Here is a 12,907-nt window from a genome sequence, read left to right on the forward strand (position 1 = left end):
ACACCTCATTTATCAAAAGTTAGAAACAAGAGCCAGGGCCGCCTGAAAATGATAAGCCGCAGCTTCCTTGTTCAGCGTATAAATCAGACACTTCTTCTCGATGGCTGCTCGGAATCACAAAGCGGTCATCATATTTGGCGATCGCAAGCAGCCGATACATGTCTTCAATTTGCTGTTCTGTTAAGCCGACACTGGAGATCAGTTCCGGGTCGATTGATTTATTCGTCTGGACCGCTCTCATATACTGGCGCATGACAGACATTTTCTTTAACGTCGACCGAATATGATCCGTATCACCAGCCGTTAACAGCTGCGCCAAATAGTCAATCGGAATTCTCATTTGGTCGATGGCCGGAAAAATATCTTCCGCCGTTTGCTGGCTGCCTTTTCCTTCAAAGAGATTCATAATCGGGCTCAGCGGCGGAATGTACCAAACCATCGGCAGTGTGCGGTACTCAGGGTGAAGCGGCAGCGCAATCTTCCAATCTATGATCATTTTATAGATCGGCGATTGCTGCGCGGCCTCTATCCATTCAGCCGGGATGCCTTGTTCTTTTGCCAATTTGGCAACCTCAGGATCATTCGGATCAAGAAAAACGTCCAATTGGGAATGGTAGAGATCCTTTTCATTTTCAACAGATGCCGCTTCCTCCACTTTGTCCGCGTCATACAGCATGACACCGAGATAGCGGATTCTGCCTACACACGTTTCAGAGCAAATGGTCGGCAGCCCCGCCTCCAAGCGCGGAAAGCAGAGTGTGCATTTTTCCGCTTTGTTCGTTTGCCAGTTAAAATAGACTTTTTTATAAGGACAGGATGAAACGCAATATCTCCATGAACGGCATGCGTTTTGATCCACAAGCACAATGCCGTCTTCCTCGCGTTTGTACATAGCGCCGGACGGGCAGGATGAAACGCACGCCGGATTGATGCAGTGCTCACAAATACGCGGCAGATACATCATAAAGACCTCATCGAATTCTGTTTTGATCGACTCCTCCATCTTTTGCACGTTTGGATCTTCAAGCCCCGTAATGTGGCCGCCTGCGAGATCATCCTCCCAGTTCGGGCCCCATTCGATATTCATGAAATCCCCCGTCAAGGACGATTTCGGCCGTGCCACCGGCTGGTGTTTTTTCTGCGGGCTGTTTGTTAATGTTTCATAATCATAGTTCCAAGGTTCATAGTAATCATCAATCGTCGGCTGGTTCGGATTATAGAAAAGGCCTGCAAGCCGATTCGTTTTCGGGCCTGATTTCAGTTCAAGCTTCCCTTTTTTCAATGTCCAGCCGCCTTTATATTTGTCCTGGTCCTCCCATTGCTTGGGGTAGCCGATGCCCGGCTTTGTTTCTACATTATTAAAGTACATATATTCCGCACCGGAACGGTTTGTCCACGTATTTTTGCAGGTAACGCTGCACGTGTGGCAGCCGATGCATTTATCCAAGTTCATGACCATACCGATTTGCGCTTTAATCTTCAAGCCAATCGACCTCCTTCAGCTTGCGGATGACGACATTCAGGTCGCGCTGATTCCCTGTTGGACCGTAATAGTTAAAGCCGTAGCTGAGCTGGGCATAGCCCCCGATCATCTGTGTCGGCTTGACGTGAATCCTTGTCGGGCTGTTGTGGGTGCCTCCGCGGTTATTCGTCAGTTTTGTGCCGGGCACGTTGATGTGGCGGTCCTGGGCATGGTGCATAAACGCCATTCCTTTAGGAATCCGGTGGGACAAAACCGCTCTCGCGACGACAACACCGTTTCGGTTGAAGCATTCAATCCAATCGTTGTCTTTGATATCCGTGTCCTCTGCGTCATCTTTATTCATCCACACGGTCGGTCCGCCGCGGAACAGCGTCAGCATCGGCAGGGAATCAAAATACATGCTGTGGACGGACCATTTATTGTGCGGCGTCAAATAATTAAGGACGATTTCTTTGCCCTCTTGATCAGGCCGCTTGCTTAGGAACGGACGATGCTGGAGGATCGGTTTAAATGTCGCCATCGTTTCACCGAATTCCATCATCAGTTCATGATCGACATAATAAGATTGTCTGCCGGTCAGTGTTCGCCACGGGATTAATTTTTCTACGTTCGTCGTAAACGGCGAGTACCTGCGCCCTCCTTTTTCCGAGCCGGTAAATGCCGGAGACGTGATGACCGTTTTCGGCTGAGCTGTAATTTGGTCGAACGTAAAGCATTCTTCCTCCCGTTCTTCCGCCAGGTCTTTCAGCTTCAGGTTTGTGATGTTTTCAAGCGATTCCCAAGCTTTCACGGCGACTTTTCCATTTGAAGTGGACGATAGGGTTAAAATCGCTTCTGCCGCCTGCTTCGCTTCACTTATATTCGGACATCCCTTTGCGACGCTGTCCGAGGTGATTTCTCCCAATCTCTTTTTGAGTGATTCATATTCATCGGCTATCGACCAGCTCATTCCTTTTGTTCCGCTCGGTTTTAAACCGGCGTAAGGCCCGAGCGCGGTCATTTTATGAAAGATATGCTTGTAATCCCGTTCAACGACTTGGATGTTCGGCATCGTTTTTCCCGGAATGGCTTCACATTCGCCTTTGCTCCAGTCATTGATTTTGCCGAACGGCTGGGCCAACTCCTGCATCGTGTCGTGGAGGAGCGGCGTCGCGACCACTTCTTTCACCGGCTCCATATCGACTTCTTCCGCCAGATCGGAAACGGCTTTAGACAGAGCCTTGAAAATATCCCAGTCTGACTTCGATTCCCACGGAGCCGAAATAGCCGGAGCAAAAGGATGAATGAACGGGTGCATATCCGTGCTGCTGAGATCGTGTTTTTCATACCATGTCGCCGCCGGCAGCACGATATCGGAATACAGCGCCGTACCCGCCATTCGAAAATCAAGATTGATTAATAAGTCGAGCTTCCCTTCCGGCGCCTGCTCCCGCCATTTGATTTCTTCAGGGCGGATGCTGTCGCTGTCGTCATTCATCAAACCGTTCGTCGTCCCCAAAAGATGCTTAAGAAAATATTCATGCCCTTTTCCTGAGCTGGAGATCAGATTTGCCCGCCATACGAAGAGATTCCTTGGAAAATTGGCTTCATTGTCGGGATCTTCAATCGCGAATGACAGTTTTTTCTCTTGAAGCTGTGAGGCCACGTACGCACCGACGTCTTTCGGTGTTGCCGCCCCCGCTCTTTCAGCTTCCTTGTATAGATCAATGCCGTTTTTATTGAATGTCGGGTAGGACGGCAGCCACCCTAACCGCGCCGCCAGCACATTGTAATCGGCGTGATGCTTGTAGCGGGAGGACGCTGCGATCGGTGAAGCCAAGTCACTGATCGGCTGGTCTTCGTAACGCCACTGGTCTGTCGCAAAGTAGAAAAACGAGGTGCCGTTTTGCAGCTTGGGCACACCCTCCCAATCCTTTGCATTGGCAATCGTCTGCCATCCTTCAGCAGGACGGAGCTTTTCCTGCCCCACGTAATGAGCCCAGCCTCCGCCGTTTACGCCTTGGGCGCCTACCAGCAAAACAAGATTTAACACCGCGCGGTAGATTGTGTCGGAGTTGAACCAGTGGTTGATCCCCGCCCCTACGATAATCATGGACCGGCCGTCTGTATCGATCGCATTTTGAGCGAACTCTCTGGCAATCTGAATAACGGCTTCTTTTTTGATTCCTGTCATCTGTTCCTGCCAGCCAGGCGTAAACGGCTCAGGGTCATCATAAGAGACAGCGGATTGTTCACCGATACCCCGGTTCACTCCGTAGTTGGCCAGTATCAAGTCAAACACGGTTGTGACACATACTTCTTCACCGTTCAGGTCCAGTTTTTTAATAGGAAGATCCCGCTCAAGCACTTTATTTCCGTCATTTGAAAAATACGGAATGCGCACCGTACCGATTTCGTCCTCTATTCCGAGCACAGAGAGACGGGGTTCAATCGGCTCTCCGGTTTCTTCATCAATCATATGCAGGTTCCATTTCTGCTGCCCGTCCCAGCGGGAGCCCATTGTCCCTTGCGGTATGGCAAACGCGCCTGTCTGTTCATCCCAGACCGCAGGCTTCCATTGATCATTTTTTGTCTGCCGCCCGATGTCCTTTGCATGCAGAAACCGCCCTGCTGTGTATACGCCATTTTCTTTTGACAGAGTGACGAGGAATGGAAAATCGGTGTATTGCTTCGCGTACTCAGTGAAACGTTCCGTCTCTTGATTCACGTAAAACTCCTGCAAAATGACGTGACCCATTGCCATCGCAAGCGCTCCGTCAGTCCCTTGGCGGATACTCAGCCAGTCATCCGCGAACTTTGAGGATTCCGCAAAATCCGGACTGATCGAAATGACCTTAGCCCCTTTATAGCGGGCCTCCGCCAAAAAGTGCGCGTCAGGGGTTCTCGTTAACGGAACGTTGGAGCCCCATGTGATGATATAGCCTGAATTGTACCAATCACTGCTTTCCGGTACGTCCGTCTGGTCACCCCAAATTTGCGGGGACGCCGGCGGAAGATCCGCATACCAGTCATAAAAACTGAGCATAGGGCCGCCGATTAACGACATAAACCGTGAGCCTGATGCGTGGCTGATCATGGACATGGCCGGAATAGGAGAAAAGCCGACATTCCGGTCAGGCCCGTATTTCATGACTGTATACAGCAGAGAGGCTGAAATCAGCTTCAGCACCTCCGGCCATTCAGCGCGGACAAAACCGCCTTTCCCTCTTGCCTGTTTATAGGACTTCGCTTTTTCAGGGTTTTCAACGATTGATTTCCAGGCTTCGAGCGGATTTTGATGAGCCTGCAATGCTTCCCGCCACAAATTGATCAGCACACCGCGCACGTATGGGTATTTCACACGAAGCGGACTGTAGATATACCATGAAAAACTGGCCCCCCGCGGACAGCCTCTCGGTTCGAAATCAGGCATATCCGGGCCTGTTGATGGGTAATTCAAGTTTTGTCCTTCCCACGTGACAATTCCGTTTTTCACATAAATATTCCAGCTGCAAGACCCTGTGCAGTTGACGCCGTGGGTGGAGCGAACGACTTTGTCGTACTGCCATCTGTTTCTGTATACATTCTCCCAATCGCGATCTTCGCGGGTGGTTTGGCTGTGTTTATTAGAATGGTGTTCTATAGGAGAGAAATAGTTCAATCTCCTAAACAACGGACTCATTTTCTTTTTCTTCATAAGAGTTCACTCCTTCCGAGTCAGGTGATGCTAAATTCACTATAAACAGAGACAGCGCGTTCCCTTGTGAACTATGTCACACACTCTGCTTTTTTCACAAAATGTTCACAAAAAGGAGAAGGAAGGATTTTCACAGGATGTGATGAAGGGGCATTCAGGCAGGACGCCTGAGTCATTAGCCGCCTTCCATTCAAAGATCAAAAAAACCGGCTCTATTTAAGAGCCGGGCTCGGCGTTTTTATCCTGTGATGTATGCAGGTACCGCAAAAATAATTGATAGGAACAAAAGACATTTTGCTGAAGCATGGCCAAAAAGTTCATTTGCAGCTGCGGATTGTAAGACATCATTTTTTTAAATATGTAATAAGGGATATTGAGAATCAGAATGTCTGAAGTGGCATTGACTGAGATAAAAGGCGATAAATACATCCCGCCTTTTTCATCAATCGGAAACACATCGCCTTTTTCCCACAGCGCAACGGTTCTCGACCCTTCAGGGAGCCTGCTGTCCATAAAACGGACACTACCTTTTAATACAATATAAACGGATTGAGAATGAAGAAAGGATGGAGACTGATCAGATGAACCGCGGATAAATATTCCGTTTTTCAGCAAGGTTTCGACAATGTCTAGAGGCACTTCATTAAACATAGGAAGTTGTTTCAGAAATAATAAATAGTCACATTGTTTCATAGGAAAGCCTCCTGTGCTAAGGATAGCTTTAGTGTAGCTCGATTGAGCCTGTACAGCAGTGATGTATTTCACAGCTTGTATGATGAATGTCACTTACCGGAAGAATGGCTACATTTATAATGAAATAAAAAAGGAGGATTTCGATGAAGGCGCTGATTCCGAAGCAGCACGGCGCATGGGCAATGCTGCTGATTCCATTTTTACTCGGGATGGTCAAGGGCGGTCCCGTTCTCTGGCATATTCCGCTCTTCCTTGGCTGGCTTTTCCTATACTTGGCGGTTTATCCCGTTACGCTCGCCTTGAAAAAGAAACAACTCAACCCCTATCAAAAGTGGATATGTTATTACGGTTTTCCGGCCTGCTGCTTTTTGGTCATTTCTGTTTTTCATAAGCCGCCGCTCATCTGGGCTGGCGTTTCTTTATTGCCGCTGTTTCTCATTCATATGTATTTTGCCCGCCAAAAAAACGAACGGGCCCTAGTGAATGATATCGCGGGAGTCTTGTTCTTTTGTTCGGGCGGGCTTGCGAGCTGCTGGCTGGGGACGGGAACCCTTGACGGCTGGGCTTGGTTTATTTTTTCCCAATCCGCTTTATTTTTTATTGGGAGTTCCTTTTATGTGAAGTCGGTGATCCGGGAGAGAAAAAACAGAGGGTTTGCATACTGGTCATGGGGATATCACCTGCTGCTCCCCTTTTTATCCGCTCTTTTCGGAGCAGGATGGGCGTTTCTCGCTTTTATCCCGAGCAGCTTGCGGGCATGGTTTTTTCATGGAAGGGATTGGCCCGTAAAAACGATCGGTATTCTAGAAATCGTGAATGCCTGCTTCTTTTTTGCCGTCATGTGCATGTTTATCACAAGATAAAAAACAAGGACATCGCTGTCCTTGTTTTTTTTCAGTCAATATTGCAAATCTCCAGCGGGCAATTTTCACACTCGATCTCACATCGTAAATAGTCCCGCTTGTGCAAAATAATTTTTCCGGATTCGTCTATCGAAATAACCCCTTGTTTGCGGAGATCTCCTAACATACGGTTGACGCTTTCCCTTGCCGCCGCGCAAAACTTTGCCAAGTCCTGATTTGTCAGCACAATATTAATCAGAATGCCGTCGCTTCGTTCCACCCCGTAGCTGTTTGATAAGCGGATAAGGGTCGAGTAGAGCGCTCCCTTTTTGCCATGAAGCAGCAGATCCCTGATTTTGGACTGGATTTTCCGGAGGTGGGTGCTCATCCATTTCATAAATTCAAATGTCAAAGCACCGTTTTGGATTAATTCCTTTTCCAGCTTGTTTTTATTAATGACGAGCACCTCGCCATCCTCCAGCACTTTTGCACTGAGCATATATCTTGGCTCTTCAGTGAAAAGTGTTAATTCCCCGACAATATCGTTTTTTTGGCAGATTCTAAGCGTCAGGTCTTTTCCGTCAGACGTCAGCTTGCCGATTTCAATGAGTCCTGATTGAATCAGATAAAGCTCTTCCGCATCCATTCCTTCCCGAAACAAATACGTGTGTTTTTCCATTTTTCTTTTCGTGCTGATTGATTCCAGCAATTCATACAGACCACTGGAAAGAAAGTCACTATCAGATGGTCGAACAGAGAGAAAATTCATGAGCTCACCTCGAAGAAAGTCACGTTGCGTATGTTTATTGTAACGTGAATTAATTTGTACCCATCGAGAAAAAACTAACAATCTTGTGAATGCCCGTTGTCAGTTGACGCTCTGACTGTTTCTCTCCGTGTGCGTTTTCATTCTTTCCTGCCAATACATCCATATGACAAGGACAAAGCTGGCTAATGCAACTTCCGAAAGTGCCATAAAACCGATCGCGTATTGGCCCGTTGTCTGAAAGACACTCGCCAAAATCAGCGGAGGGAAAAATCCGCCTAATCCGCCCATGGCAGACACAATACCATTTGCAATCCCCGCTTGCTTCGAAAAGTAGAAAGGCACCAATTTAAAAACAGTCCCGTTTCCTATACCTGAGCAGACCGCCACCGTTAATGTCCCGAACGTATAAAGGCCGATCGTCGGCGAGAACGACAAGATTATGCCTGATAATGTAAGTCCCGCAAATACAAACATCAAGATGCGAAGCGGACTCATTTTATCAGCCAGGAATCCGCCCGCTGGCCTGAGCAGCGTGGAGACGGCAATAAAGCCAGCCGTCCGCAAACCGGCGTCCGCGGGATTCAGCCCAAAGTGCTCCACCAGAAAGTTCGGCAGATAGATGGTGAAGGCGACAAAGGCGCCAAATGTAATAAAATAAAACAGGCTCAGAAACCATAGCACATGATTTCGATAAACGGCTTTGATTTGAGTTTTTACGGAAACATTCACTTTCTTCTCATGCCGGTCGCCGAACAATACGTGCAGCAATGCGAAAACTGCCAGCAATACTAAATACATCTGTACAGTTGCTTTCCATCCCGCAGCTTGAGCGATAACCGGCGCCGCAAATGTGGTAATGGCGGTTCCGATGTTTCCGGCCCCGTAAATTCCATTGACGACACCGTGCTTTTCTTTCGGATAATATTTCGGAAGGGATGTCACCCCGATGGAGAATACCGCTCCTCCGATCCCTAAGAAAAAACCGCCTGCGATTAAATCAAACAGAGAATCCGCAATACTGATCCAAAACACAGGAAATAAAAGCAGAATGAAGCTGATCATAAACATCAGCCTTGCTCCAAACCTGTTCGTTAAATACCCTAAAGGAATGCGGAGAAGCGACCCGAGGATCACGGGAATCGCCGTCACCAAAGAAATCTCGCCCTTGCTTAAATGAATATCTAATGTGATTTGGGAAATGAGTGATGAAATCAGCACCCACACCATAAACCCTGCCACCAAGCTTAATGACTGTAACGATAATTGAATGTGTTGACGGTTGAACATTCGGCTTGCCCCTTTCAATGATTCAATATCAGTCTTATCATACAAAAACTCAGCAAACAGGATTGTGAAATACATCACACGTTTTACCCATAAAAAAAGAGCAAAGCCCGAAGACTTTGCCCTTCATTATCATTACATTTTTTCCGGAGCCGATACGCCGATCAGCTGAAGCGCATTGTTCAGCGTAATTTGCGTTGCTTTCATTAAAGCAAGACGCGCGCGGCTCTTCTCTTTATTTTCTGGATCGATGACTTTCTCCGCATTGTAGAAGCTGTGCAGAGCAGAAGCCAGATCATAAATATAGTTTGTGACACGGTGAGGAATTCGTTTTTCCGCCGCTTCCGCCACCGCCTCCGGGAATCCGCCAATCGTTTTCAGCAGGTCATATTCTTTTTCTGATTGAATATGACTGAAATCAAAATCCGCCGCCGGCTTCAGCCCCTGCTCTTCCCCTTGGCGAAGCATGCTGCAAATACGGGCATGGGCGTATTGTGCATAATACACAGGGTTTTCGTTAGATGTTGATACAGCAAGATCTAAGTCAAAATCCATATGCGTGTCAGCACTGCGCATCGCGAAGAAGTAACGCACGGCATCCAAGCCGACTTCTTCAATCAGGTCGCGCATCGTTACCGCTTTACCCGTCCGTTTGCTCATTTTCATTTTCTCGCCGTTTTTGTAAAGGTGTACGAGCTGAATGATTTCTACTTCAAGTGTTCCTTTTTCATAGCCAAGCGCTTCGATCGCCGCTTTCATGCGCGGGATGTAGCCGTGGTGATCGGCGCCCCAAACGTTGACCAGCTTATCAAAGCCGCGGTCAAGCTTGTCCTTATGATACGCGATATCAGGAAGCAGGTACGTGTACGTGCCGTCCTTCTTGATCAATACGCGGTCTTTATCATCGCCGAATGTCGTGGAGCGGAACCAAGTCGCGCCGTCTTCTTCATAGACATGGCCTTTTTCGCGGAGCGCTTCAAGCGCCGTGTCAATTTTGCCGTTTTGGTACAGTGACGTTTCGGAATACCACACATCAAACGGCACACGGAAGTTTTCCAAGTCCTTGCGCAGCTTTTCCAGCTCGTATTTCAGGCCGTATTCACGGAAAAATGCGAGGCGTTCGCTTTCCTCTTCGTTGACGAAACGGTCGCCGTATTCCTCAGCGAGGCGCTTTCCGATCGCAATGATATCCTCGCCGCGGTAGCCATCCTCCGGCATTGGTTTTTCCAAGCCGAGCGCTTCAAAGTAACGGACCTCCACAGAAAGCGCCAGATTGTTGATTTGATTTCCGGCATCGTTAATGTAATATTCGCGGCTCACATCGTAACCGGCTTTTGAAAGCACATTACATAAGGAATCACCGACAGCAGCACCGCGCGCATGCCCGAGGTGAAGGTCTCCCGTTGGATTCGCTGATACGAATTCGACCTGAACTCGTTCGCCGTTTCCGATGTTCGTTTCCCCGTATGCATCTCCCGCTTCTAATACAGTCGGGATCAGCTTCGTTAAATATTGATTGTTCATATAGAAATTGATAAAACCCGGGCCGGCGATATCGAGCTTTTCAATTGAAGCCTTTCCTTTATCAAAAGAAGCGACAATCTCCTCAGCGATTTGGCGCGGCGCTTTTTTTGCGATTCTAGCTAGCTGCATCGCCATATTTGTTGAATAATCGCCGTGTGTTTTATCTTTCGGTGTTTCTAAAACGACATGGGGAATTTGGCTTTCTTCAGCCAGTCCCGCTTTCAGAACGGCTGCTTTGATTTCTTCTTTCAGCACGTCCTTCATTTGTTCCGCAATGTTCATGCGTGAGTTCCTCCCTCATACGTGATCGTCATATTATGTAAATGCTGCTGCTCGTCTCCGACATGCATGTCATATGCGATGCTGATTCGGCCCTTTTCTTCATCGAGATCCGATTGAATCGATTTTGTGCTTGTTTTCAGCTCAAGCTCACCAAATGACATTATATATTTCGCAATTGTGGAAGCTCCCGTTACGAAACGCTGATTCATTTTGACGGCGCCTGACCTCATGACCAGCACTTCGCCTTCGCTTACTTTCACAATCGTTTTTACTTTGCCTAAGTCGTGTTCTTCATAATAAGATAGATACACTTTATTTTGTTTTACATAGTAAAATCCGGTGGTGCGGAATTCGATGACTTCCTGGTTTCCGTCATCCTCGATCACAGACTTCACATGGAGTGTTATCGGTGTCTCTTGCTTCATTTTGACACGTCCTTTTCATCATTCCACTTTGACTTGAATAGTATAATCATTCAGTTTGTAAACTTCAACTGCTTCTATCTTACCATCATTGCTCATCAGATTTGAAGATAAACCTCATAAAAAGCATTTCCTTAATAGAAGAGAAAATCATATCACTAATTGCCTTTAGGGAATGTTACATTTTTCTGAAATCTATCTTTTCAAATTCACATTTTCTTCAAAATATATGTATTGAAATGGTAATTTGATAGTTTTATGATAAAAGCACAACATAGATCTGCTAGAAAAAACAAAATAAAGGGAGGATTCAATTATGAAAAAAGCTGTCATTGTAGAAAACAAAGGTTGTGCAACATGCTCGATCGGAGCCGCTTGTCTAGTGGACGGTCCTATCCCTGATTTTGAAATTGCCGGTGCAACAGGTCTATTCGGTCTATGGGGATAAGGTCTCCAAAAAGGGCATAGTTTTTCTACTATGTCCTTTTTTAAGTAAATTACAATTTTTAACTAAATTCTACCTCTTGGTTATACATACACAATCGTTTTTCATTTGAATCATATGTATAGGGGATGGTATTTTGTTTATAGAGCAGATGTTTCCATTTATTAATGAAAGTGTAAGAGTTCACCAGCTTCCTGAGGGCGGCGTGTTAGAAATCGACTACTTGCGCGATAATGTTTCCATTTCTGACTTTGAGTATTTGGATCTTAACAAAACGGCTTACGAGCTTTGCATGCGAATGGATGGGCAAAAAACGGCTGCACAGATTTTAGCCGAGCAATGCGCAGTGTATGATGAATCACCAGAAGACCATAAGGACTGGTATTATGACATGCTCAACATGCTCCTGAACAAGCAGGTCATCCAGCTTGGAAATCAGGCTGGCCGCCACACAATCACCACGAGCGGAAGCAATGAATTTCCGATGCCGCTGCACGCCACCTTTGAGCTGACACACCGCTGCAATTTGAAATGCGCACACTGTTATTTGGAAAGCTCGCCGGAAGCGCTCGGCACCGTGTCGATTGAGCAATTTAAGAAAACGGCTGATATGCTGTTTGACAACGGTGTATTGACATGCGAAATCACGGGCGGAGAAATCTTTGTCCATCCGAATGCCAATGAGATTCTTGACTATGTGTGCAAAAGGTTCAAAAAGGTCGCTGTCTTAACAAATGGAACACTCATGCGAAAAGAGAGCCTGGAGCTATTGAAAACTTATAAGCAAAAAATCATCGTCGGCATTTCTCTCGATAGTGTGAATTCCGAGGTCCATGACTCCTTTAGAGGGAGAAAAGGCTCTTTTGCCCAAACTTGTAAAACGATAAAATTGTTGAGTGACCACGGTATATTTGTCAGAGTCGCTATGTCCGTTTTCGAAAAAAACATGTGGGAAATCCACGACATGGCCCAAAAGGTTCGGGATCTCGGGGCGAAGGCGTTCTCTTACAATTGGGTTGATGATTTCGGAAGAGGCAGAGATATCGTCCACCCCACAAAAGATGCCGAGCAGCACCGCAAATTTATGGAATACGAGCAAAATGTCATTGATGAGTTTAGCGATCTGATCCCGATTATTCCTTATGAGAGAAAACGCGCGGCAAATTGCGGCGCTGGCTGGAAGTCCATCGTAATCAGCCCGTTCGGTGAAGTCCGTCCGTGCGCGCTCTTTCCGAAGGAATTTTCATTGGGAAATATTTTTCACGATTCATATGAAAGCATCTTTAACTCCCCTCTCGTCCATAAACTGTGGCAAGCGCAGGCGCCGCGCTTCAGCGAGCATTGCATGAAAGACAAATGTCCGTTCAGCGGCTATTGCGGAGGCTGTTACTTAAAAGGGCTGAACTCTAACAAATATCACCGGAAAAACATTTGCTCTTGGGCGAAAAATGAACAATTAGAAGACGTGGTCCAGCTTATTTAGGAGG

General features: G+C 47.0%; 10 protein-coding genes. 3 read left to right on the forward strand and 7 right to left on the reverse strand.

The window, feature by feature from the left end; translation table 11 throughout:
• Nucleotides 1-19 precede the first annotated feature (19 nt).
• The 3 genes from narH to arfM all read right to left on the reverse strand — a co-directional run bounded on the left by narH (nucleotide 20) and on the right by arfM (nucleotide 5,852).
• Entirely contained in the window at nucleotides 20-1,483 is a 1,464-nt protein-coding gene (narH, locus tag EFK13_RS19185; protein ID WP_075748527.1) for a nitrate reductase subunit beta, read from the reverse strand.
• Nucleotides 1,473-5,159: a nitrate reductase subunit alpha gene (locus EFK13_RS19190; RefSeq protein ID WP_129507296.1), complete on the reverse strand. Its 3,687-nt coding sequence runs from the start codon at nucleotides 5,157-5,159 to the stop codon at nucleotides 1,473-1,475. Before EFK13_RS19190 ends, narH begins: the two co-directional genes overlap by 11 nt.
• 216 nt (nucleotides 5,160-5,375) lie before the next feature.
• The gene (gene arfM / locus EFK13_RS19195) at nucleotides 5,376-5,852 is read right to left on the reverse strand and encodes a Crp/Fnr family transcriptional regulator ArfM (protein ID WP_129507295.1); all 477 of its coding nucleotides are present in this window, start codon (nucleotides 5,850-5,852) and stop codon (nucleotides 5,376-5,378) included.
• Nucleotides 5,853-5,995: 143 nt separating this feature from the next.
• Here arfM and EFK13_RS19200 point away from each other — a divergent pair, with 143 nt between their 5' ends.
• Nucleotides 5,996-6,715 carry a YwiC-like family protein gene (locus EFK13_RS19200; protein WP_129507294.1) on the forward strand — a complete coding sequence of 240 codons (720 nt, stop codon included), beginning with the start codon at nucleotides 5,996-5,998 and terminating at the stop codon, nucleotides 6,713-6,715.
• 31 nt (nucleotides 6,716-6,746) lie between these two features.
• On the opposite strand, the gene fnr is transcribed toward EFK13_RS19200, so the two are convergent.
• The 4 genes from fnr to EFK13_RS19220 form a co-directional block, all read right to left on the reverse strand.
• On the reverse strand, nucleotides 6,747-7,463 hold the full coding sequence (gene fnr, locus EFK13_RS19205; RefSeq protein WP_075748519.1) for a fumarate/nitrate reduction transcriptional regulator Fnr: 717 nt from the start codon (nucleotides 7,461-7,463) through the stop codon (nucleotides 6,747-6,749).
• Between the two features lie 99 nt (nucleotides 7,464-7,562).
• Nucleotides 7,563-8,750: a nitrate transporter NarK gene (gene narK, locus EFK13_RS19210; protein ID WP_129507293.1), complete on the reverse strand. Its 1,188-nt coding sequence runs from the start codon at nucleotides 8,748-8,750 to the stop codon at nucleotides 7,563-7,565.
• A gap of 132 nt (nucleotides 8,751-8,882) precedes the next feature.
• Nucleotides 8,883-10,553, reverse strand: coding sequence for an arginine--tRNA ligase (argS, locus tag EFK13_RS19215; protein ID WP_129507292.1), 1,671 nt, complete (start codon nucleotides 10,551-10,553; stop codon nucleotides 8,883-8,885).
• Nucleotides 10,550-10,978 (reverse strand): YwiB family protein, encoded by a 429-nt coding sequence (locus EFK13_RS19220; RefSeq protein WP_129507291.1) that lies wholly within the window; start codon nucleotides 10,976-10,978, stop codon nucleotides 10,550-10,552. The genes argS and EFK13_RS19220 overlap by 4 nt, the downstream gene beginning before the upstream one ends.
• A 313-nt stretch (nucleotides 10,979-11,291) precedes the next feature.
• Between EFK13_RS19220 and sboA the strand changes: the two genes are divergently transcribed.
• Nucleotides 11,292-11,423, forward strand: a complete 132-nt coding sequence (gene sboA, locus EFK13_RS19225; RefSeq protein ID WP_003222002.1) for a subtilosin A — start codon at nucleotides 11,292-11,294, stop codon at nucleotides 11,421-11,423.
• A 133-nt stretch (nucleotides 11,424-11,556) separates the two neighbouring features.
• The gene (albA, locus tag EFK13_RS19235; protein WP_129507289.1) at nucleotides 11,557-12,903 is read left to right on the forward strand and encodes a subtilosin maturase AlbA; all 1,347 of its coding nucleotides are present in this window, start codon (nucleotides 11,557-11,559) and stop codon (nucleotides 12,901-12,903) included.
• Nucleotides 12,904-12,907 lie beyond the last annotated feature (4 nt).

Origin of the sequence: Bacillus cabrialesii, from assembly GCF_004124315.2 — a bacterium.
Lineage (GTDB): Bacteria > Bacillota > Bacilli > Bacillales > Bacillaceae > Bacillus > Bacillus cabrialesii.

Bases quoted from the DNA above. Each gene is read 5' to 3' on its own strand.
- EFK13_RS19190 (WP_129507296.1), bottom strand. From the start codon at position 5,159: ATGAAGAAAAAGAAAATGAGTCCGTTGTTTAGGAGATTGAACTATTTC.
- arfM (WP_129507295.1), bottom strand. From the start codon at position 5,852: ATGAAACAATGTGACTATTTATTATTTCTGAAACAACTTCCTATGTTT.
- EFK13_RS19200 (WP_129507294.1), top strand. From the start codon at position 5,996: ATGAAGGCGCTGATTCCGAAGCAGCACGGCGCATGGGCAATGCTGCTG.
- fnr (WP_075748519.1), bottom strand. From the start codon at position 7,463: ATGAATTTTCTCTCTGTTCGACCATCTGATAGTGACTTTCTTTCCAGT.
- narK (WP_129507293.1), bottom strand. From the start codon at position 8,750: ATGTTCAACCGTCAACACATTCAATTATCGTTACAGTCATTAAGCTTG.
- argS (WP_129507292.1), bottom strand. From the start codon at position 10,553: ATGAACATTGCGGAACAAATGAAGGACGTGCTGAAAGAAGAAATCAAA.
- EFK13_RS19220 (WP_129507291.1), bottom strand. From the start codon at position 10,978: ATGAAGCAAGAGACACCGATAACACTCCATGTGAAGTCTGTGATCGAG.
- sboA (WP_003222002.1), top strand. From the start codon at position 11,292: ATGAAAAAAGCTGTCATTGTAGAAAACAAAGGTTGTGCAACATGCTCG.